The organism is Candidatus Melainabacteria bacterium (assembly GCA_003963305.1).
In the GTDB taxonomy this organism is placed as follows: domain Bacteria; phylum Cyanobacteriota; class Vampirovibrionia; order Obscuribacterales; family Obscuribacteraceae; genus PALSA-1081.
Window position 1 is genome coordinate 229,349 of the sequence record RXJR01000001.1, and the last position, 22,324, is coordinate 251,672.

Sequence of the window (22,324 nt, forward strand, 5' to 3'; positions counted from 1 at the left end):
TTTCAGCCCACGAATCTACGCATTGAAGCGCGGAAAGAACTCAGAATCTTCGTCTTTGAATAATTCATGCGGCACTTTCACTTTACGCCGTGAGCTGTAACCCACATCAGTTCCGCATGAATAGCAGAAATTCGCCTTCTCTGGCAGGAATGTGCTGCATTCAAGACACAGCTTGAGGAATGGCAAAACCCGGTTCGGTTGCGCTTCGCCGCACCAGCAACAGAATTTATCGGTGGCTCGCAATGCCCTCCAGCAGTTCGGACACTCCGGACCGCTGACATCTGGAGGTGCGCTCAGGGAGACCCCTTCTTCTTCTAGTCTGACGGACAGTGCCGGTGCGTCAGATCGTTCACTCCGCCCCTCTTCGGTGGGAGTGTGACCCGGTGCCGCCTGCGTGGAGTCCGATGTGTCTTGGACAGCGCTCCCTGATGGGGCGGCGCTCACCGATGGGGCGGTGTTCGTTGATTGAGCGGCGTTCGTTGATTGAGCGGCGCTCCCTGATGGGACGGTGTTCGTTGATTGAGAGGCGCTCCCTGTCTCGGCGGCGGGCATTTCTTCCGGAACCGGCTTTAGAACTTCCTCAACAACTGGACCCGACTCAACTTTGCTCGAGATTGCTTCATCTAGAGTTTCAGTTCGCTCTAGTTCCGTGCGCGACTTTCCACATTTGCGACAGAATTTCGCGTCAGTTCTATTTGAGACGTGACAGTCCGGACAGAAAAACATACGACACAACCGCGAGCGTGAATGAGACCAGTCTAGCTCAAAATGCCAGGCCTGGAACGATTCCTGGCGAGGCTGACGCTGCAAGATAATTTTATCCTTGCAGGTAAAGGCGTATTGATGATATTCATGTGCACGAAATGGCAACCTAACTTGAGGAATCTTTGATGTCGAAATCAAGAAAAATGCACTTTGCATCACTGGCAGCGCTTTCCCTGGCTCTGTTAGGAACGACGACACTAGCCTCAGAAAAGCCGGAATCAACCTCACCATTTTTTGCGAAACCATATTTGCAGCTCGGAAACCATCCACATCCAGGCACCACCGAATCTGAAGACTTACTTTGGCTGAGCAAAGAAACGAAGAACTGGGCAGTTGATGTCAAACCGCATGAAAGCAAGACCTGGACGCCTGTCCGCAAACCGATATCGCACCACCCGCTGGCTAATTCGTTGCAGCCAAATCTGGAAATTTTCAATTGCCCACTGACAGGACTGAAACCAGGAGAGTTATTCGATTACCGCGTCACACTGGACAAAAAAGAAGTTTTTTCTGCTACCGGACAAGCACGCAAAACCGCGAAACAACCGCTAAGCATCGTCATCTTCGGCGATTGCGCGTCAGGCACTAAATCACAACGAAAGATCGCCTACGAGTGCAGTAAAGCTCATCCGGATCTGATAGTGGTGCCAGGCGACATTGTCTACCAGTACGGATTGTTCCGAGAATACACGACGAAATTTTTTCCAGTCTATAATGCCGACGAAGCGAAACCCGATGTTGGCGCACCGCTGACGCGTTCGCACCTGTTTGTGCCGGTTCTAGGCAACCACGATGTTGCATTTTTGCACACCAGCTTCAATACCGATTTGAATAAATTTCCTGACGCGTTAGCTTACTTCAGCCTGTGGTCCCAGCCTTTGAATGGGCCGCTCACCAGCCGTGGTGCCAAGTGCACTGTTCCGATTATTGGCAGCGAAGCGAATCAAGCAGCCTTTTTCAAAACCGCCGGACGCAATTTTCCAGTCATGGCAAATTACTCCTTCGACTATGGAAACACACACTGGACTGTGCTTGACGGAAACTACTACATGGACTGGACTGACAGCAAACTTCGAGACTGGGTGAGAAAGGATATTGCCGGTGCCAAAAACGCGCGCTGGAAATTCGTTACTTTTCATCAACCCGGATTCAGCGATGATGTCGAACACTCAATGGAACAACGCATGCGTCTTCTTTCCGACATCTTCGAAGAAACCGGCGTCGATGTTGTCTGGGCCGGGCATGTGCATAACTACCAGCGGACATATCCGCTCTATTTCAAGGCAAACCAGCACAAAGACGGCAAACCAATGCCCAATCCCGATGGCACAGTGCCAGGAACGTATAAGTTGGACAAAGAGTACAACGGAAAAACTATAACCAAACCCAAAGGTGTCATATACGTCGTCACTGGCGCCGGTGGTGCGCAACTTTATTCACAAAAACAACAGACCGACAAAACTGAATTCGTCTACAAATTCCACGGTGAAGTACACTCATATACGCATTGCGATATCAAAGGCGATACCATGATCGTGCGCCAGATAACAGCAGACGGCGCACCGCTGGACGAGTTCAAATTAACGAAGAACTAGGATGTCACTATGGTAAGTTATTGCCCGTTACTGCAGATGGTGATCGAATGAACTTTATCGATGTTTCGCGCTACTACACGCTATTTATGGCTATTATTGTCGCGGCTGGCGGCGTCATGGGCTTTGTGAAAGCGCAGAGTAAAGCTTCTTTGATTGCAGGTGTGATCAGCGGTGTCATCCTCGGCGTTATCTTTGCGCTGTCTGGTGATCATCCGAAAGAAGCCATAATCGGTGCTTTTGTCACTTATTCGCTGCTGGATACTGTCTTTGCGATGAGATTGAAAAAGACCAGAAAGTTTATGCCCGCCGGGCTGATTTTGATTTTCTGCTTTATCGGGCAGGTAATCAGCGCCGTCGCCTTTGTTAATACGCCGGTCTAACTGGTTTAGCAGGTTAAAGGCTTAAGGGCTTAAGACGCGACACTTTCTACTTCCAGCTCTTCTTTCTTCCGAGATTTTTTGCCGAAAACGAGAGCGTAGACGGCTGGTAATACAAGCAGAGTCAACACGGTGGAACTGCACAGTCCACCAATGACAACGGTTGCCAGCGGTTTCTGAACCTCAGCGCCTGCGCCCTGTGAAATTGCCATCGGCAGAAATCCCAGCGACGCCACCATTGCCGTCATCAGAACCGGTCGCAGACGGGTTTCAACACTCTTACGCAGCGCCGTCAGGACGTCATCACCGTCTGCAATCGACCTGTTGACGGCAGATATAAGCACAAGTCCATTTAAGACGGCAACACCAAACAATGCCACGAAACCAATCGTGGCCGGCACGCTCAGATACATTCCCCTCGTCCAGAGCGCCAGAATGCCGCCAATCAATGCGAAAGGAACATTCAACAACACGATCAGCGCTTCTTTGATCGATCCGAAAGTAAAAGTCAGCAAGACAAAGATAATCAGAATTGAAATTGGTACCACGTATGAGAGCCGCTTCATTGCCCGCTCCTGATTCTCAAATTGCCCGCCCCAGGTCATGTAATAGCCGGGCTTCAATTTGAGCTGCTCGTTCAGTTTCTGCTGGCACTCAGCCACAAACGAACCGACGTCTCGACCGCGCACGTTGCACTGCACGACAATGCGACGCTGTCCAAACTCTCGATTGACGAGTTCCATGCCTTGCTCCATACGGATTTCGGCAAGTTGACTGAGCGGTATTCTCTGACCGTTGGCGGCTTCGACCAGCAAGTCGCCGACATTCGCAGGCTCCAGATTACTGCCTTTAGGAAGTTTGACGCGCAGGTCGAAACGCTTACGCCCATTCAACACCTGCGAAACAGGCGTTCCAATAATGGCTGTTTCAGAAATTTGCCTGATGTCATCGACATTTATTCCGTACCGAGCCAACTTGTTTCTATCCGGAATAATGAGAATCTGTGCCGTTCCGAAAACCCGCTCTACCTGCAGGTCAGTCGCGCCTTTGACGGACCCTACTATTGTTTGAATAGCCGCGGCTTCCTGCTGCAAGTAGTCCATATCGTCACCGAAAAGCTTCACTGCCACGTCGGCGCGAACTCCAGAAACGAGCTCGTCTACTCGCATGGCAATCGGTTGCGTAAAGTTGAACTGGGCACCAACGATTTGCGATTCGAGCATTTTGCGAATATCCGAGGTAATGGATTCCTTCGTTACGCCCGCCCTCCACTCTTTCTTCGGCTTCAAACTGACATATACATCAGAAGCGTAGACTCCCATCGGGTCGGTAGCAAGATCAGGTCTGCCGGTACGGGACACACACGTCTTCACTTCAGGAACCTGCTTGATCAGCGATTCGACATGAGTAGCTACTTCAAGCTGACCTTGCAACGAAATGCTGGGAACGTTCTTCAGTTCAACTAATATGTCGCCTTCATCCAGCTTAGGAACGAATTCCGTCCCCAGGAAAGGAACAGATGCAAGCGTGGCACAGAGAGCCACCGTAGCCAATGATATAGTGAGCAGTCGGTGCTTGAGGACCAGGTCAAAAAGCATCAAATATGGTGGCGTTACAACCTTGAGAATAATACTCTCTCGCTCGACAACCCTGTTTGGCAGCAAGAGACTGCACAAAACAGGAACAAGAACCAACGATATGAGCAGAGAGCCTAACAGTGCCGAACAAACGGTAATTACCATCGGCGCAAACATCTTGTACTCCATGCCCTCAAGGCACAGAATCGGTAAATAGACGACTCCAATTATCAAAATCCCAAACAGAATGGGACGGCAAACCTGCCTCACCGATACCTGTATCACCTCATTTTTGGTGGCATTACCGGCATGGCTCATGTTGCGCATGATATTTTCGACCATCACAATCGAACCATCCACAATCATTCCAAAATCGATCGCCCCAAGACTCATGATATTAGCTGTGATACCAAGCCAACGCATACCAATAAATGAAAATGTCATAGACAAGGGAATGGCTAGCGCAACTATCAATGCAGCCCGCAAGTTGCCAACCATAAGCAAAAGCACTGCTATTACAAGAAAACCGCCTTCCAGCAAGTTGCTGCGCACGGTTTCGATTGTTTGCTCCACGAGACCGGATTGATCGTAAAAAGGTCTGAGCGAAATACCCTCTGGTAGCGTCTTCTGCACTTCACGAATTTTGTCTTTGACACGCGCGATCACGTCTCGGCTGTTTTCGCCTTTTAGCATCATGACCAGCCCGACTATCGCCTCACCCTCGCCATCTTTGGTGGAAGCGCCCTGACGCAGCGCATTGCCATGCGCTACGGTGGCGACGTTCTGGAGCAAGACGGGAACTCCCTGCTTGCGTTTGACGATGATGTTTGCAATGTTGTCTATCGAATTGACTCTGCCTATTCCGCGTACAACGTACTGCTCCTTTTCATGATTGATGATTCCGGCGCCGAAATTTTCGTTATTTTGCCGAATCGCATTGAAGACGTCTTGCACGGTCAAGTTGTACTGCTGCAGCCTGGTCGGCTCAACCGTAACGACATACTCATCTGTATATCCGCCCCAGGTATTGACTTCAGCTACACCTGGTACGGTGCGCAGTTGATACTTGATGTCGAAATCATGCAAAGTCTTCAAGTCGGTCAAAGATCTATCGGCACCAGATACGGTGTACTGAAAGATCTCGCCCATAGCTGTGCTTGTCGGACCCAACTGCGGAGAACAATCGGGCGGAATACGCGAGCGAGCCGTTTGCATGCGCTCAAAGACAATTTGTCTGGCAAAGTAAATATCCACGTTGTCTTTGAAGACCACAGTCACAACAGACAGTCCATATTTAGAAAGCGAACGAATCTGTACAATGTTAGGCAGACCATTCATAATCGATTCCATTGGAATCGTTACCAGTTGCTCCACTTCGAGCGGTCCCATAGCTGGAGCTTCAGTTATTATCTGCACCTGATTGTTAGCGAGATCAGGAAATGCATCGATCGGAAGGTTAAGCAGCGCATAGACTCCAGCGGCAAAGAAGCCTATGAAAACAAGACAAACAGCGAGTCTAAATCTTGTCAGCTTAGCGAAAAATTCTTCCATTAACCTAGTCGCTCTCCCCGATGCTGCCCTTCAGCATTTCCGCTTTCAGCGTCAGAGCACCGGCAGTAACGACACGCTCACCAACGGAGAGTCCTGATTTGACCAGGTATCCATCCATAATGCGCTGGCCGAGTTCAATTCTTCGTTTCACATAGTTACCGCTTCCACGGTCTATAAAGACAAAACTTTCGTTGTTGAACTGCTGCAAAGCGCTGTCAGGAACATAGGCGGCACGCGAGGAATTCTGGGTGATTATGTCGACCTGTCCGAACATTCCCGGTTTGAGTAGCATACCGGGATTGGTGAGCACAGCACGGGCAACAAATGTTTTGTTATCACCGGCCTGCGGTTGAATGTAGCTGATGTGACCGGTAACAGTCTTGCCGGGCAAACTGTCACTTCGAAATTGCACCGTTTGCCCAATCTGCACCTTACCGATGTCCTTATCGAAGACATTGATATCGAGCCAGACCGTAGACAGATCCGCCACTACATACAGTGGCTTAGTGGTATCGACAACATCTCCCAGGGTGATGCTCTTTTCGATGATCACACCAGCCTTGGGCGACCGAAGTGGGCTCGCCGACGGCATGTGTCGGATATCTTCAGCTTCACTGAGCTGCACGCCATATTGTTTCAAGAGTGCTCTCGTCTCAGAGTTTATGTGAATTACGTGTTCCTTCAAACCCTGCAACTCAATCTGAATCATGTCTCGTGCATTCTGCGCGGCAAGTACATCTTTCATCGGCGCAATGCCTTCTTTATTCAGCTGGTTGACTCGGTCAAGCGTCTTGTCTGCTAGAGCCAGTCTTGCCTGAGCTTGCCTCTGCTCAACTTCGTTCTGGTGCAGCTGGTGCATGTAGTCGCCCGCGACGCGGGTTACTTCAGGGTTTTGCACCTGTGCCATCACCTGCCCGGCTTTGATGTAATCACCGAGATTAGCTTTGTCTGCGACAACACGCCCTGTTACCATGCAACTGATGTGAAAAACGTTCGGCTCGGCGGCTTTGATCTCACCGGTAGTTCGTATCTGAGTGCTACCGGGTTCTGAGAATATCAATGAAGACTTGATACCTGAAAGCTCAGCAGCTTTCGGATTTATAGTCACCGCAGTGCCGGTAACACCAGGCTTCGTGCTTCTGGGCAAAACTTCAGAGGATATGGCATGGCGCTCACAACCGTGCAAAAACATAGCTGCAAAAAGAATCAGAGATATATTTGTTGGGTTCGGTTTGTTCGCTGCCATAAGTTCAGTCCGCTAACGCTATGCTAGCGCTGACTGAGAGAAATAGCCAGCAATTGCGAATTATTCTCGGACACCTGGCGTTACAGCGTGGAACGCACACGCCGCACGGACGCATGCGATCTCCATGCGATTTTTATGGCACGCGAGACGCGTGCGCTCCATGTGTTTATGAGGACGCTTGCGCTCCGTGCTTCTTATGCGTGCTTCAGCTTTAGAAGACGCTCGCGCCCGGCTTGCAGAGTAGCCATCTGGCGGCTGAAACAGAAGCGCACATAGTTTCTGCCGGTCGGAGCTGAAGGTCCGAAGAAGCTCGCCCCTGGCACGACTGCGACCCCAAGATTTTCCACGAGATGTCGCGTGAAATGGAGATCGTTATCATAACCAAAACCACTAATATCGCAGAACGCATAATAAGCACCCTTCGGTTTGAAGTACGGAATGCCTACCATATCCAGCGTTTCGAGCATATATTGTCGACTCTCGGTGTACTCGGTTTCGAGCCCCTTGTAATAGCTCTCCGGCATTTGCAAAGCTGTTACGCCAGCTCGCTGCAAAGGCGCAGGTGATCCCACAGTCAAGAAATCGTGAACCTTACGAATCGGCAGAGTCAGTTCTTTGTTGGCAATAGCCCAGCCTACTCTCCAGCCCGTGACGCTATATGTTTTGGATAAGCTGTTAATCGTGACAGTCAAATCTTCCATGCCGGGGAATGAGCCGATCGCATAATGCTTGGCGCCGTCGTACAAAATATGCTCATAAATTTCATCGGTAATAGCTAGCACGCCCCACTTTTGACAAAGTTTCGCAATTGCCTGCAACTCTTCCTTTGAAAAAACTTTTCCAGTCGGATTATGCGGTGTATTCAAAATGATGGCGCGCGTCTTGTCGTTAAAGGCTTTCTCCAGCTCAGCCAAATCGAAATCCCAATTTGGAGGATGCATGGAAACATACTTCGGAGTGGCACCAGATAAGATGGCATCAGGTCCATAATTTTCGTAGAACGGCTCGAAGACGATCACTTCGTCACCAGGATCGACGAGCGCCAGCATGGTTGCCACCATCGCTTCGGTCGCACCGCACGTGACAGTAATCTCGCTATCTGGATCGACATTCATTCCCGAATAAGTTTTCGTCTTTTCCGCTATCGCCTGCCGAAGAAGCGCATCGCCCCAGGTAACCGCGTATTGATTAATGTTGTCATTAAGAGCTTGTGCTCCAGCCACCTTAAGTTCCGGCGGGCAAGGGAAATCAGGCAGTCCTTGCGCCAGATTGACAGCCTTGTGCTTTGCAGCCAGCCTGGACATCTCACGAATCACTGACTCTTGAAACTGGCTTGCTTTGGCGGACGCGATTTTCGAGATTTGCGACTGCATCGATCAGCTCCTTAAGGTGTTGAGCTGACAAGTCTAGCTCAAATCGAGTTCAAAAACTCAATTAAGGTTTTCAACGACTGCGCGGCATGATCGTCAGGATCGAGTCGCAGAGCTTTATCGACGCAACTTTGCGCTTCACGCACTTCGAGAACGGCAGCCCGCGCTCGTGCCAGATGCAGCCAGGCATTCAAATAATTGTCATTGATATCGATTGCTTTGGACAAAATATCCTTGGCGTTGCTGATTTTCCCCTGCTGAATGTAGACTGCGCCCAGATTGCCGTACGGCCATTCAAAATCAGGATAATCTTTGATCAAGTCCTGGAAGATTTTTTTCGCTTCTTCCAACTCGCCCCGCACAAACAGACTGTGCCCCCAGATGTTTTTCTTGACGGCATGATGCGGCACCGGATGTCGCGGAATCTTAGTGCGCAAAAAACGCAACGCCTTCGGACCTACGTCAACAGGGTCGACTTCATTTGCCATCAACAATGCGTCTCTGGCTTGCTCCGTCCAACCCATAGACTTGTACTGATTAGCGATACGCAAATATTCATCGGCAGACAGCCCCTGAGGCACATCTCTGGTCGGAAGACCGAGAGCAGGCAAGAGCAACTCCTCCACAGCCCTGTTGATCGCATCTGTCGCTTGCTCCGTCCAAATTTTCAGAGCGTTCTGCAAATCATTTTTGACTTCGTTTATCGGCTCAAATTCGTTGAGCGCCTGATCTGCAAAGTTAGCCGCCTGCTGCATCGCCTCGAACGCACCGCGAACGACTTCGTTTGCCTGATCGCCGATTTCCATAGTCGTCTCGACGATACCGAGCATCATGCCGAGCTTTTTGTACTCTTCGTCGCTGAGCCCTTCGATCTGGCGCTTCTTCATAGGATTGCCGCCTTCCATAGCCTTCTTGGCGGCGATAACCATCTGCTTTTTCCAATTCATAAGCAGATACTGAATACTTAACTTCAAGTACTCATCAGCTGACAATCCTGGAGGCACATCTCTGGCGGGAAGCATTGCGTCGTCCTAAGCGTTACCGCGGCAAAGTTAATTGGAATGATAACACTAAAGACAGCGCTATGCGCATTTACTACAGCAAGGAACACAACCATGAGTATGCAAATGACACCCGTCCAGGCGCCACAGACACAGGCGTCGGTGGTGGAATGGGCGATTGGACGTCGCTCAAGAGACGTAGACCAACTAACCTCACTTACATCGGTCGTAAAATCGACACCCAGTGGCTTTCTGATTGCAGTAATCGACGCCACACAAGACGGGAAGCCCGGCTGCAGTGCTGCTAAAGCGGCTGCAGAAATTTTCGAGGGCTACACCCACCACACTTTAGTAGACCTGTTCAATCGTGCCGATCGCTGCTCCAAGGAAACCGGCGGATGCTCAATCAGCGCGACGATTTTCAATACTTCCTACCACACAGCCACATGGTTTGGAGTAGGCAACGTGCAGGGTTATCTGCATCACCGCAGCCCTTCAGCCACTCCACGCTACCAGTGGCTGAAGCTGCAGCAAGGATTTGTCGGCGACAATCGCTTCCAGATTCGCGAGATCACGAACCCCGTCAAGTATGGCGACCTGCTCATTCTCGCGACTTCCGGTATAAGACCCGACTTCGCAGCCGAGCTGCCAATCGAAGGCAAGCCTCGCATCGTCGCAGACAGTCTACTGGCGGGTTACGCAAGAGAAGAGGACGATGCATTGATGCTCGTCACTCGTTATCTCGGTGGAACGATGTGAGCCTCCTGATTTTCGTACCAGGCAAATAGAACTGCAAAATCTCTTCGCAGTTTTTGCCCTGCTTCGCCATAGCTGACGCGCCCCACTGGCACAGACCAACGCCGTGACCGGCACCGGTAGATTGAACTTCAATCTGCTCTCCTTTTGACCGAAGAGTAAAACGCAATCCAGGAGCTTTATCCCAGCCAAACTTCTGCCCAAGCTTGATCCAGAACTGATATCCCGAAATGTCGATATTCTTGCCACCGCTATGCAAAGTCATAGCTGTTGGTCGTTTCGCGCAATCGACCACATTCACATCTGGAAGCCCACCGAACTCCTGCTCGAAAGCCGCACGCTTGATTTGAGTAACAGTAGGCTTCCAGAACGGAGAAGACTGGCAAAAGCGACAGGATACGCATTTGTAGTATGGCAAATTACTTGCGCCCGCACCGAAGACACCGAAAGCCTCACTTGTTCCGCCGGCACAGGTGGAGTGATAAAAGACTTGAACCGGCTGCCCGTGATAGGTCACAATCTGCCCCCAGACAGCACCAACCGCCTTTTGCACCAGCGGCGAAACATAGTCGCTGCCGAAATATGACTCAGCCTGAGTCGAATCGCCAATAATCTCTCCCGGCCGCAACCGATAGACTCGAGTAAGAGTCAAAATAGCCTGTGCCTTCAAGCTTTCGAGAGGGAAACCGACATTTGATTCACTGCCAACCACGCTCATTACGTAGTCACGAGAAGACACCAGGTTACGAATTTCAAGGCAACCACGCTCGTTGGAAATATTGATAGTTCCCTTGTAACGCCTTGGCTTACTGGTGCTGTATTGCATAGCAAGGCCGCGATCTGAAGTGAGTGAAAATCTTTTCGCGTTTAAATTAAATGAGCGACTATTGAAAGCAGAGCGAAGGCTAATTGTGTGCCCGTCGTCCTCGAAAAAGTATTTGCCGGCTGGAACAGACTGTGCATTTGGCTGGACAATGCGAAATGGACCTTCCACATTGAGACGATTCGAAGCAGCGTGAGACTCGAACAGCTTTATCGTTACCTGCGCAGGAATGTCCGCCCGTGCAGCTGGAGGCACGACGAACGCGGAGAAGATGACCAGTAAGAGAGCAAACAGAATCAAATAGCGCAGACCAGAGCGAACGACTGCGCGGCAGTCTAGCTTACGCATGAAGCGCCGTCTAGTGACGGAAGTCCAGATCACTCAAAGACATCGTTGACATAAGAAGCACTTAAGCGAGCAGTTGCTCAACCCTGCAGCCGACTTTACGTAGATCATGTCAATGAGCTATGAATGACAGTTCAGGCAAGCTTTATGTGCTTGTATCCAGTTCAACTACAGAGATCCTATGAAAATTTTAGTGCCCGTCGACAATTCAGAACACTCGAAAGTGCCTGTAGACGCACTTCTGATGCGAGAGTGGCCGAACGGCACCGAAATTAGAATTCTCTCGGTAGTCGATTTGATCATTCATGTGGGCGAAGCAGAGCAATTCATTGCACCTATTGTGGATCGGGTCAAGCAACGATTTCCACATGCCACCGTAGACAGTGCAGCGATTGTAGGCGAAAGCAAAGACATCATTCTCGAACAATCAGCCAACTGGCCAGCTGACCTCGTCATCATGGGCGCTAGAGGACGACGCGGGCTGGCGCGCATTCTCCTGGGCAGCGTTTCGCAAACAGTTTTGCTATACGGTTCCTGCTCCACGCAGATTGCACGCAGACCTGGTGGCAGCACTGACTGGAATTTGGAACGAGTGCTTGTTGCAATAGACAATTCAGATCACTCTAGAAAAGCAATTGAATGGGTATCAAAATTGCCCTGGCCGAAATCAGCCGAAATAAAGCTCATTGGTGTGCTAAATCCACTCGCCAACGGACATGCAGATGGCTTCAGCGCACTTTATAAAAGCAATTCGGCCGAGAAAAAATTGAAGGCTATCGAAGATACCAAAGAATTCCTGGTTCACTCAGCGGAAAAATTGAACCAGTCGATCACTAACAAAACAACTACGCAAGTGCTGGAAGGATCGCCAGGAGAACAGATACTGAAAGAAGCGAGCGAGTGGGATGCCCAGCTCATCGTCATGGGTTGCCGCGGACACGGTGGACTGACAAAATTATGGCTTGGAAGCGTGTCGCAAGAAGTGGTGCTGCAAGCGCCATGCCCCGTTGAAGTAATCCGAAACACTTGAGTTTAGGATGAGTGTTCATGGCACCCGAGACGGGTGCGCTCCGTGGATTCTATGGTTAGGGCCAGGTTGTAGACAGCAAGAATTTGTGCGCCTGCGGAACTGCAGCCTCCTGGCTGTTACCGGCTGAAGAATTCAACACGAACGCATGTTTGGGATCTTCAATCGGAAAGTAACCAGTAATCCATGAAGTAAATTTTGAACCATTTGGTGCTGTTCCAGTTTTAGCAGCAATATGCAACTTGTTTTCGGGATCAAGTTTTTGCGCTGTACCCTCTGTGCAAGCAAGCTGCATGCCTTGCTGCAAACGGTGCCAGGTTCCTTCCGACAGTTGCAGCCGAAACCTGTTTCCGTCATCAGGATCTTCTGCACTATGCAAGAAAGGCACATCACCCATGGTGCCGACAATCGCACTCATACGAAGAATTTGCAAAGCGCTTGGCTGCATGTCCTCAGCAAGTCCCAACACATAACGATAAGAGGGTCCATTTGCTCCGGCAGGGAAACGACCTGATTTTCGCCCCGCCACAGGCTGGTCCATGCCAAACTTGCGTGCGTAATCGAGAAACATTGTCGTGTGCAATTTCTCAGCAGCCTGTACGAAAAATACATTGCAAGATTTCGCAATCGCATGCGTCAAGTTGACGCGACCATGCGCATGCAAACAGTTGAACGTTTCGTTATGAAGAGTGATATGACCGGAGCACTCGTAAATCTGATTCGGACTGATCAGCGCTTCTTCGTGGAGCGCCGCCGCCGCGATTAATTTCATCGTCGAACCGGGCATGCCTCGCCCGAGTTCCAGGCCAGTCGGAAAACCGACATTGCCGTTTTTCAGGTCAGCCCAAATGAAAACCGGAGGATACGGAGGCGTTTCCTTTGCACGACGACCCGCTGCACTGCCTGATTTCTTGTTGTGCGCTATAGCATCACTTGAATTCGCATCGTGCGTTTTTGCTTCGACTGCATCATCAAGGAGCGTGCCTAATCCAAATATGGACTTTAAAAAGCGTCGACGCCCTATACTATTTCTCGTTTGGGAATCGTCGCTGCTCATTTTGCCTTCCCGGAGTGCTCTGTGAGATGCATCAGCTGCACAAGACGTTCAATCGGCTGCACAAGACATTCAAAAGGTCGAAGTAGCGTCTTTACAGCAAGTTCCCGACTTAACAACTACTTCACATTGTTCTGACAGGAATGCAACACCGTCATCTCACCAGTTTAATGGTTCATCTAGATAATAGTTGCAAAGGGAAACACGTTCTTCAAGAATTGTTGGAGATTGAATTGCGGTCTTTGATACAGATTTGTGCAAATTTCTTGCTTCTGGTGGCACTTGGCTGTCAGTCGGCTGCGGCGGCTGCGTCTGGAACCGGAGAAACACCTCTTTCCACAGCTGCATCCGGTACAGCTGCATCCAATACAACAGCATCCACTACAGCAGTATCCGCCACCGCTCCCGCAACCCAGACCGCCGACTCACTTCCTGAAATAGTGCGACAAACATTGGCGCTGCATTTTGGTGAATCGACCCAGTTCAAAAACTTCGATGAACTGGCTCAATCATTCGTCGTACCAGATAAATTCAAAAAACCAGCCGGACTTTTCGTCACATTGAGCCGGAAAGGCAGAACACGCGCATGCTGGGGTTCAATCCATCCACAATATCCTAATCTTGTCGTTGGCACCGTATATACAACGGAGTCAGCACTATCGAAGGAATACAGATATAAAAAGATACGAGCAAATGAATGGCAATTGCTCAAGCCACAAGTAACAGTGGTTCGAGGTATTGAACCGATAAGCTCAATGGCAAACCAAAATCCACTCGTCTTTGGACTGATGGTTCAAGCCGGAGGCAAAAGCGCCATCATCTTACCGGGCGAAGCCATCGACGCTCACTACCAATTAGTTATGTGCAAGTTGAAAGCCGGAATCCCATCGACCCAACAGTGCCAGCTTTACAGGATAAAAGCAGATGTATTCAAATGAAAGTGCGCTTCGTTCAACCAGGGGCAATGTCATGGTCTCCTGGCAATTCATCATCCTGCAGGTACTGTTGCTGCTTGGAGTAGCGGTCTATCTCGATAAGCCGACCGGCTCGCTGGCCGGAACCATCGCGCTGCAAAAAGAAAAGTTTGGTTTGTATTCGTACGATATGACAAAGAACAAAGCGTACGTAATTGCGATCGGACCAAGAGGCACCACATCTGATGAGCGCGGTGTTTGGGTAAAGCCGGATGGCACTTTCAAAATCGATAGATTGCCGATAGGCGAATATCAAATCAAAGTGCGCGCTCCCGGGTTCGGCAACGAATACATCGACAACCTGTTGGTGGAAGATTCAGCCGTCACAAAAATTCCAAGCCCGATCAAAATGGCGCTTATCCAACCGAGCATTTCAGTCGGTGCCAACGTGCGCGTATTCACGTCTAAAGAAAAACCGAGCTTCTGGGTCAATGGTACCGGTGTCAAAGAAGCAACGGTCAGGCTATTCAAAAAAGATATTCTGGACTTCTCAAAACACACTCCGGGTTTTGCTCTTGGAACCGACTTTCAGTTGATTGCCACTCAAGACGCGAAATTCGTAAAACCGTTCACCAGAGAAAATCCAATCGAACAATTTTCACGCTCACTGGTCAGCGATTCTGATGACTCCTCTACAGCACACATCAAATGCGACCATGTACTGACGCCGGGTGACTATGTCATCGAAGCGACTGGCGTCTCGATCAACGGCTCACCACCGGCTGCCGAGTACAGCTGGTTCACAGTTACCGATCTTGGTTTGATCGTGAAGAAAGCACCTAACGAAACCGTTGTACGAGCAATCGACCTGGTTACCCTCAAACCAATTGAGGGTGCCACCATCAACTGTGGCTTTGACCTCACCGTTCCAAAAAAAGGAAAGACAGGTAAAGACGGTTTTGTACACATCCCCTTCACAGACGACGAACAACATCAAACAGGCAGCTCTACACTTGACATAGTGGGAACTTACGGTGCAAATCGTGCCTTTGGCGACGTCAACTTTTACACAAGCGAAAGCGACAGATACAAGACCTATTGCTACACAGATCGACCTGTTTACCGCCTGGGACAAACTGTCTACTTTAAAGGTCTAGCGCGCGAGAAAACCATCAACGGATACAAAAATCCGGGGGCGAATATCACGCTCGACATGGAAGTGAAAGATCCCGACGGCAACTCGCTTTCCACCGGCGAAGTCACCACCAATGCGCACGGCGCTTTCCATGGGCTCGTACAAGTACCTATGGATGGAAAAACTGGTGGCTACAGCATCAATCTCACTTATCCAGACGGCACAACCGCCTACGAATATTTCGAGATAGCACAATACAGAAAACCTGAATTTCAGGTGGAAGTAACGCCAATCACGCCGCGCGTCATCGCCGGGCAGAAAGCAAAAATGAAAGTGCATGCCAGCTACTACTTCGGTGGAGCCGTAGCTAACGCACGAGTTAAATACTCTATATACGATTCAACCAACTGGGGTCTGCGCTACAGCCTGATCAAGCGTCCAAGCTACTACAGCTTCTTCGACGACTGGGAAGGTTCCGAAATGAGCAGTGGCTCTTACGGCGGCGACTTCCTCAAAGACGGTTATGTGCAGCTCGACGCCAATGGTGACGCCATCGTTGACGTAGATACAATCGAAGAAAAAATCGATCCGGCCAAGCCATACGATTCGAGCTATCTCGACAAAAACTATAAAGTCGATGTCGAAGTTACGGACATAAGCAGAATGACAGTAACCGGCAGCGGTACCCTACTTGCAACCGCCGGCGATTTCGCTCTCTTTGTCAATGCACAAACAAACGTAGCCAAGGTAGGCGATTCCATTCCTGTAACAGTGCAGGCGCTCGACTACGACGGCAAGCCGGTTGCAAACAAAGAGGTGACTGTCAAAGTAGCAAGATGGCCGTGGGATGCGGTCAAACATGAATACCGCGGTCGCATCTTCATGGCAGATCAGAAGGTAGTCACCGACGCGCAAGGAACAGCACATGCCGTCTTCCCTACACAAGAACAATGGCCGTCGGACGAGTTCTACGTTTCGGCAGAAGCGAAAGATGCGGGCAACCACTTCATCTTTGACAGCAACAGCTTGTGGATCTCCAACTGGCGAGATCCCTATGTTCGCTACGGCGAAGATGCCGAAAGCGAAGTTATGTCGATCAAGATGGACAAAGAAGTCTATCGCGTCGGCGACGTAGCCAAGATCATGATCACCGCGCCGGTTACCGGCAATGAAGGAGTGGAAGCGGTAATTTCGACTGAAGGTCCGCGCATCTACAACATCAAAGCGGTGAAGATGGATGCGACAGCTAAATTGATCGAAGTGCCGATCAAAGAAGAATATGCACCCAATGTGTTCATCTCAGCATCACTTGTAGACAAGCACCACAAGTTCTACACGCAAGAAAAAATGATTCAGGTTTCTCCTGAAAACAACTTCTTGAAGATTGCAATCGAGAGCGATAAACAGAAGTACAAGCCTGGCGAGACCGTGAAATACACGATCAAAGCCACTCACAACGACGGCACTCCTGCCGCCAATACAGACCTCTCTCTGGGCGTCGTCGATGAGAGCATCTACGCAATTCGTGCGGAAACAGCCGAAGATATCAGAAAGTTCTTCTATGTCCGCCGAGAAAACGATGTGCAAACCGCTTGTACTTTCCCTGAAGAACTCTCAGGCGGTCCAGACAAAGCTGAACCAAAAATGCGTAAAGACTTCAAAGACACAGCCGCATGGGTGCCAGACATCACGACAGACGCCAAAGGCATTGCGGTGGCAAGCATCAAACTGCCCGACAATTTGACGACATGGCGAGCCACCGTGCGCGGTATCGACATGAAGACATGCGTCGGCTCAGAAACGCAGAAGGTCATTTCTACTCAAGATCTGATCCTCCGCCTGGCTCTGCCCAGATTCTTCAGCCAGGGCGATGACGGTCTCGTCAGCGCTGTAGTGCACAACTACTCGGATATTCCGCAGAGTGTGCACCTGACGATGTCGATGTCGAGTCAATTCAAAACCAACGTACCGCTGACGCAGAAGCTGGAAATAGCTCCGCAAAAAGCAGAACGTTTCAGTTGGCCGGTATCCATCACTGGTTCCGGAAAAGGCGTCATCCAGTGCAAAGCGATCGGCTCGACCGTCAGCGATGCCATGGAGACAAAACTGCCAGTCAGACCGCTGGGTATACCGGCATTCTCGGCTAAAGCCGGCGTGATAACGGACACCAGCAAGACCATCGATATCCCTGTCGGGCTCAGTGCTGACGCAGAACGCAGCACCGCCAAGTACGAGCTGAGCCTCGCCAGTTCATCGATCGGTCCGGTGCTCGGTAACTTCGGAGCCTTAATCGATTATCCGTATGGATGTACCGAACAAACGATGAGCAAGCTGATACCGTCAATAGCGGCCAAGCAGTTGCAGACAAAGCTGCATCAACCAATCAGCAAGGACGACCTGAAGCGCTTCGAAGGTGCCTATAAACAATCGATGCAAAAGCTGCTCGACTACCACCACAATGATGGCGGCTGGGGCTGGTGGGAAAACGACACCAGCAACCCATATTTGACATCAATCGTCGTGGATGGTCTGCGCATGCTCAAAGAAGTAGGCTATAAACCGGCTGATGACCTGATTACAGGGGGAAGAAAATGGCTGCGCTCAAATTCTGTGCAGCTGGCAAAACAACTCGCCGATCCAAAAATCGTCAAAGACGATTGGCAATATCGCGAAATCAAAGTCGACTTCGCCCGCATGCTCTACACAATGAGCTTCTGGAATGAGCCAATACCGGCCGCAACCAGAGCCCTGGTGTTGAAAGAGCTGAATCATTCGGCACCTGAGTCGCTGGCTTACCTGGCCCTGGCGTTCCATCAATCTAAAGATGATGCGACTGCCAAGACCTTCTACGACAGACTGATCCAGATGGCGAATGCGACTCCGGAGTTCACAAACTGGGAGCACAATCACGCGCTCTACGTCAAACTTGGTCTCAAGAACGACGAAGACTACACGTACCGCTTCACCAGCGTCGAATCGACAGCGCTGGGGCTGAAGGCAGTGTTGGCGATGGAGCCTAACAACTTTGCTCGCATCGAATCTATCAAAAAGTGGATTCTGCTGCAGCGCAGTAAAGATGGATGGGACAACACAAAAACCACCGCTGAAGTCTTTCTCGTTTTGATGCAGGATGAGCTGCAATCACGAGAACAACTCGGCAAAGGTAACTTCACTACTCGCGTCACTTTCGACCAGAAGGCTCTAACAGACTTCATATCGAATGAAGACAACCTGTACGCAAGCCAGAAGACCATCCAGGTGCCGATTCCAGAGAAGAAAGGAACGCTCTCGATCTCTAAAGACGGTCCGGGCAGACTCTACTACAATGCCCTGGTCACATATTTCCGCAATCTGAAAGCCGGCGATCAAAGTGTTGAGAAAGGCTTGCCACAGGGACTGAAGATAACACGCAAGTTTTATCGCCTGGTACCTGGCGCCACCACAAGTGATGGCTCAGTTCACTTCCACACAGCGGAGATCACCGACGGCAAAATCAAAGCCGGCGAAACGGTGATGATGAAGACCTTCGTCGAATCACCAGTCTCCCTGCCATACATCATGGTACAGGCGGCTCTGCCGAGCGGTGCTGAGGTCGTAGAAGCAGGGGGCGACCAGGAGAGCAATACTGATACTTCAGCAGGCGACAAACCAGGCATCGACGGTGACTGGGGCTCTGCCTGGTGGACGCATCAAGACATTCTCGATGACCGCATCGTCTATTTCGGAACACGTCTGCCGCAGGGCAAGTCCGAGTTCCACACGATGATAAGGCTTGAACTGCCTGGCAACATTCAGGTCAACCCGGTCAGCCTGGAGGGCATGTACACGAATGCTGTGCGTGCATATTCAGGACTCGATTCACTCCACATCAACGACTGAGCAAACCACGGTGGCGCCGATGAACATTCAAGCTATCAAATCAGACTGGCAGTCATATGCGATAGTCTTTGTGCTGCTCATCGGCGCCGCCATTACTTATTGGTTGACGAGACCGTTTGCAGATGTCGTAGCCAGCAAAACGGTGGCTATCGGTGAATTGAGCAAAGCCCAGAGAATGAACATAAGTCTTGCCGCCAAATACCTGGACGGCGCCACCATCAAGCCGGGCGAGACTTTCTCATTCAACCGCCTGATCGGGCCCCGCACTGAGCGCCGTGGCTACGTAGGCGCCCCGTCATACGTCGGACCCGATACTCCTTCAACCACAGGCGGTGGCATCTGCTTGCTCTCTTCATGCATCTATCAGCTTGCCCTGGAGTCCGGCATGGCGATTGATAAACGGACGCCTCATCTGCGCACAATAAGAACAGTTGCCCCGGGTTTGGATGCTACAGTCTGGTATGGACAATCGGATTTGACGTTTGTGAATAAAACAAACTCACCGATTCAGTTCCACGCTTTCCCTGATGGTTCAGATTTGAAAGTACAATTATTAGGAACCAGATCGGACATTCATGTATGCACCCTCCGCACCTATCAACAAAAAAACGACCGGGACCATGTGCGCGTCAGGGTGGTTCGCTCAGGACTGGGGCACGACCAGGTGATCTCAGATGACCTTTACGGGGTACCTCAAACCTAGTAGCGCATTTGCCAGCCGCTTCCAGTCAAGCAGCGCAGTACTTTACTGCTTAATCTCATTACTTACATCCGGTTGTAATCCAGCTCCAGACACGGGCAAAATTGCTCCAGACACAGGCCAGACCACTGCAGACGGTAGCAAGACTGCGCCAGACACAGGCAAGACCGCTGTAGAAACCGGTCAGACTGCTGCAACTGGTGGCGCAAGCGTTTCCAAAACGGCTGCCCATCCGCTTGATCCGCTGACCGCAGCCGAAATCGAAGCATCCACGCAAATTCTGAAGAAGTCCGGCAAAATCACTGACGCCAGCCGCTTCGCATCAATATCGCTTCTGGAACCAGAGAAATCGAGCATCCTCAACTTTAAGCCCGGCGACCCAAATCCAAGAAAATCCTTCTCAGTAATTTATGAGGCTGCCGGCAATAAAACCTTCGAAGCGATTGTAGATCTGACAAATAAAGCTCTGGTCTCGTACAAGCAAGCTGCAGGTCAGGCGCTCGTACCGGAAGACGTTACCACTGTTCGCAAAGTCGTTTATGAAGACAAAACCTGGCAAGCTGCCATGAGCAAACGCGGCATCCAGAATTTCGCGGACGTTTACGTATCCGTCTGGGCATCAGCTTATCTACCCGAGACAGCGACGGATAGAAACCGCATGTTGAAAGCAATCTTCTTTTATCGAGGACCTTCAGACAACGCCTTTTTCCGTCCCATTGAGGGTGTCGTGGCAGACGTAGACGTGACGAAGAAGAAGATTGTCAAACTCTCCGACTCAGGTGTTGTTCCTATCGCCCCAGTCAAAAAAGCGATCATTCCGCCATCTTTCTCAAATCGAATAAAAATTCAGGCTCAGACTAAAACGGCAGCTGCCGGTAATCAGTCCACAGATATCGCAGATCTGGAGATCAATGGACAGGAAGTCCACTGGAAAAACTGGCGTTTCCGCTTTGCAGTAGAACCCAGAGAAGGGCTGGTACTATATACGGTTTCATACGACGACCATGGGAAGATGCGTTCGGTTCTCTATCGGGGCTCGGTATCGGAGCTATGTGTACCGTACGCTGACCCCACAGCCGGATGGTCGTTCCGCGACGCCTTCGATGCCGGACAATACGGTCTCGGCAACAGTATTTCAGCACTCGAACCTCTGGCTGATGCACCCGCGAACGCAAAGTTCTTTGATGCAGTAATAGCCGACCAACTTGGAGCCCCGGTTGTACGTCCAAACTCTGTTGCAATCTATGAAAAGGATGGGGGCATCTTGTGGCGGCACTTCGATCGCCCCAACAATCGCCAGCTTTCGGTGCGCGGCAAAGACCTTGTACTCTCATACATTACGACTCTGAGCAACTACGACTATTGTTTCAACTGGATATTCCATGAAGATGGCTCTCTGGACATGGAAACCGGAATGACAGGAGTTATGCTGGCAAAGGGAGTGGCTAACGCCATATCAAGCTCCGACCTTCATGCTCACGCTGTCGAGAAAACCATAGAGGCAGTGCATCACCAGCACTTTTTCTGTTTTCGCCTGGACATGGATGTGGACGGAGCAGCCAACAACAGCCTGATCGAAACGAATGGAATTTCAATCTCAGACAAATCAAAGAATCCATACGGTAACGCTTTCTGCATAACAGAACAGCGATTAACTCGCGAAAAAGATGCGGCACGGCTGATCAATCTTGATACAACTCGGCGTTGGAAAGTCGTAAACGACATCAAAAGAAATGAACTTGGTCAAAACACTGGTTACATGCTGATACCAGGGGAGAACTCGATTCCTTATTCTCAGGAAACATCATTTGTGCGCCGAAAAGCGGGCTTTATCAACTCGCACGTGTGGGCTACTGCCTACGACCCTGCACAGATGTACGCTGCCGGAGCTTACCCATTCGACTCAGATGGCTCTAAGGGGCTCTCTGACTGGGTAAAGGCGAACCGTTCTATTGAAGGGAAAGACATTGTACTCTGGTACAACCTGGGCATCACTCACATGCCGCGCCCTGAGGAGTGGCCGATAATGCCCGTACACAGGGGTGGATTTAAACTTGCCCCAAATTGTTTTTTTGCAAAAAATCCTGCCCTGGATTTTGTGGACGATCAGCCATAAGCCTCTAACAGCGCTCTTCTCGAAGCGCTACAAATGCCGCATGACACTTAAGTACGACAGGAAAGCCGCGCCAGGTGCGGTTGACAGGAAAAA

15 protein-coding genes are annotated in these 22,324 nt (G+C 50.4%); 8 read left to right on the forward strand and 7 right to left on the reverse strand.

Features of this window, described 5'->3' with window-relative positions:
• Nucleotides 1-15: 15 nt before the first annotated feature.
• On the reverse strand, nucleotides 16-1,011 hold the full coding sequence (locus EKK48_00970; GenBank protein ID RTL45943.1) for a hypothetical protein: 996 nt from the start codon (nucleotides 1,009-1,011) through the stop codon (nucleotides 16-18).
• Here EKK48_00970 and EKK48_00975 point away from each other — a divergent pair.
• Nucleotides 891-2,360: a hypothetical protein gene (locus EKK48_00975; protein RTL45944.1), complete on the forward strand. Its 1,470-nt coding sequence runs from the start codon at nucleotides 891-893 to the stop codon at nucleotides 2,358-2,360. The genes EKK48_00970 and EKK48_00975 overlap by 121 nt on opposite strands.
• An 86-nt stretch (nucleotides 2,361-2,446) precedes the next feature.
• On the forward strand, nucleotides 2,447-2,740 hold the full coding sequence (locus tag EKK48_00980; protein ID RTL46241.1) for a hypothetical protein: 294 nt from the start codon (nucleotides 2,447-2,449) through the stop codon (nucleotides 2,738-2,740).
• 29 nt (nucleotides 2,741-2,769) lie between these two features.
• Here the strand turns inward: EKK48_00980 and EKK48_00985 are convergent, their stop codons facing one another.
• From EKK48_00985 to EKK48_01000, 4 genes are all read right to left on the reverse strand, one after another.
• Nucleotides 2,770-5,865, reverse strand: a complete 3,096-nt coding sequence (locus tag EKK48_00985; protein RTL45945.1) for an efflux RND transporter permease subunit — start codon at nucleotides 5,863-5,865, stop codon at nucleotides 2,770-2,772.
• Nucleotides 5,866-5,869: 4 nt separating this feature from the next.
• Complete coding sequence (locus tag EKK48_00990) at nucleotides 5,870-7,111, reverse strand: efflux RND transporter periplasmic adaptor subunit (protein ID RTL45946.1); 1,242 nt, start codon at nucleotides 7,109-7,111, stop codon at nucleotides 5,870-5,872.
• Nucleotides 7,112-7,305: 194 nt separating this feature from the next.
• On the reverse strand, nucleotides 7,306-8,484 hold the full coding sequence (locus EKK48_00995; GenBank protein ID RTL45947.1) for an aminotransferase class I/II-fold pyridoxal phosphate-dependent enzyme: 1,179 nt from the start codon (nucleotides 8,482-8,484) through the stop codon (nucleotides 7,306-7,308).
• A gap of 38 nt (nucleotides 8,485-8,522) precedes the next feature.
• Complete coding sequence (locus tag EKK48_01000) at nucleotides 8,523-9,503, reverse strand: tetratricopeptide repeat protein (protein ID RTL45948.1); 981 nt, start codon at nucleotides 9,501-9,503, stop codon at nucleotides 8,523-8,525.
• A 93-nt stretch (nucleotides 9,504-9,596) separates the two neighbouring features.
• Between EKK48_01000 and EKK48_01005 the strand changes: the two genes are divergently transcribed.
• Nucleotides 9,597-10,241 carry a hypothetical protein gene (locus tag EKK48_01005; protein ID RTL45949.1) on the forward strand — a complete coding sequence of 215 codons (645 nt, stop codon included), beginning with the start codon at nucleotides 9,597-9,599 and terminating at the stop codon, nucleotides 10,239-10,241.
• Here the strand turns inward: EKK48_01005 and EKK48_01010 are convergent.
• Nucleotides 10,213-11,409: a SpoIID/LytB domain-containing protein gene (locus tag EKK48_01010; protein ID RTL45950.1), complete on the reverse strand. Its 1,197-nt coding sequence runs from the start codon at nucleotides 11,407-11,409 to the stop codon at nucleotides 10,213-10,215. The two genes, EKK48_01005 and EKK48_01010, sit on opposite strands and share 29 nt — an antisense overlap.
• A 178-nt stretch (nucleotides 11,410-11,587) precedes the next feature.
• Between EKK48_01010 and EKK48_01015 the strand changes: the two genes are divergently transcribed.
• Nucleotides 11,588-12,436 carry a universal stress protein gene (locus EKK48_01015; GenBank protein ID RTL45951.1) on the forward strand — a complete coding sequence of 283 codons (849 nt, stop codon included), beginning with the start codon at nucleotides 11,588-11,590 and terminating at the stop codon, nucleotides 12,434-12,436.
• 55 nt (nucleotides 12,437-12,491) lie between these two features.
• Here the strand turns inward: EKK48_01015 and EKK48_01020 are convergent, their stop codons facing one another.
• Nucleotides 12,492-13,490 (reverse strand): hypothetical protein, encoded by a 999-nt coding sequence (locus EKK48_01020; GenBank protein RTL45952.1) that lies wholly within the window; start codon nucleotides 13,488-13,490, stop codon nucleotides 12,492-12,494.
• Nucleotides 13,491-13,630: 140 nt separating this feature from the next.
• Between EKK48_01020 and EKK48_01025 the strand changes: the two genes are divergently transcribed.
• Genes EKK48_01025 through EKK48_01040 form a run of 4 tightly spaced genes read left to right on the forward strand, consistent with a single transcriptional unit; the run spans nucleotide 13,631 to nucleotide 22,231 of the window.
• Nucleotides 13,631-14,425, forward strand: a complete 795-nt coding sequence (locus tag EKK48_01025) for an AMMECR1 domain-containing protein (GenBank protein ID RTL45953.1) — start codon at nucleotides 13,631-13,633, stop codon at nucleotides 14,423-14,425.
• Nucleotides 14,412-19,415, forward strand: a complete 5,004-nt coding sequence (locus EKK48_01030) for a hypothetical protein (protein ID RTL45954.1) — start codon at nucleotides 14,412-14,414, stop codon at nucleotides 19,413-19,415. Before EKK48_01025 ends, EKK48_01030 begins: the two co-directional genes overlap by 14 nt.
• A complete protein-coding gene (locus tag EKK48_01035; GenBank protein ID RTL45955.1) occupies nucleotides 19,366-20,118 on the forward strand; it encodes a hypothetical protein in 753 nt (250 codons plus the stop codon). The genes EKK48_01030 and EKK48_01035 overlap by 50 nt, the downstream gene beginning before the upstream one ends.
• Nucleotides 20,090-22,231 carry a primary-amine oxidase gene (locus tag EKK48_01040; GenBank protein ID RTL45956.1) on the forward strand — a complete coding sequence of 714 codons (2,142 nt, stop codon included), beginning with the start codon at nucleotides 20,090-20,092 and terminating at the stop codon, nucleotides 22,229-22,231. The genes EKK48_01035 and EKK48_01040 overlap by 29 nt, the downstream gene beginning before the upstream one ends.
• The last annotated feature ends 93 nt before the right edge of the window (nucleotides 22,232-22,324 follow it).

Coding starts and splice junctions, on each gene's coding strand:
- EKK48_00975 (RTL45944.1), top strand. CDS start 891: ATGTCGAAATCAAGAAAAATGCACTTTGCATCACTGGCAGCGCTTTCC.
- EKK48_00970 (RTL45943.1), bottom strand. CDS start 1,011: ATGGTTTCGCAAAAAATGGTGAGGTTGATTCCGGCTTTTCTGAGGCTA.
- EKK48_00980 (RTL46241.1), top strand. CDS start 2,447: ATGGCTATTATTGTCGCGGCTGGCGGCGTCATGGGCTTTGTGAAAGCG.
- EKK48_00985 (RTL45945.1), bottom strand. CDS start 5,865: ATGGAAGAATTTTTCGCTAAGCTGACAAGATTTAGACTCGCTGTTTGT.
- EKK48_00990 (RTL45946.1), bottom strand. CDS start 7,111: ATGGCAGCGAACAAACCGAACCCAACAAATATATCTCTGATTCTTTTT.
- EKK48_00995 (RTL45947.1), bottom strand. CDS start 8,484: ATGCAGTCGCAAATCTCGAAAATCGCGTCCGCCAAAGCAAGCCAGTTT.
- EKK48_01000 (RTL45948.1), bottom strand. CDS start 9,503: ATGCTTCCCGCCAGAGATGTGCCTCCAGGATTGTCAGCTGATGAGTAC.
- EKK48_01005 (RTL45949.1), top strand. CDS start 9,597: ATGAGTATGCAAATGACACCCGTCCAGGCGCCACAGACACAGGCGTCG.
- EKK48_01010 (RTL45950.1), bottom strand. CDS start 11,409: ATGCGTAAGCTAGACTGCCGCGCAGTCGTTCGCTCTGGTCTGCGCTAT.
- EKK48_01015 (RTL45951.1), top strand. CDS start 11,588: ATGAAAATTTTAGTGCCCGTCGACAATTCAGAACACTCGAAAGTGCCT.
- EKK48_01020 (RTL45952.1), bottom strand. CDS start 13,490: ATGAGCAGCGACGATTCCCAAACGAGAAATAGTATAGGGCGTCGACGC.
- EKK48_01025 (RTL45953.1), top strand. CDS start 13,631: ATGCAACACCGTCATCTCACCAGTTTAATGGTTCATCTAGATAATAGT.
- EKK48_01030 (RTL45954.1), top strand. CDS start 14,412: ATGTATTCAAATGAAAGTGCGCTTCGTTCAACCAGGGGCAATGTCATG.
- EKK48_01035 (RTL45955.1), top strand. CDS start 19,366: ATGCTGTGCGTGCATATTCAGGACTCGATTCACTCCACATCAACGACT.
- EKK48_01040 (RTL45956.1), top strand. CDS start 20,090: ATGACCTTTACGGGGTACCTCAAACCTAGTAGCGCATTTGCCAGCCGC.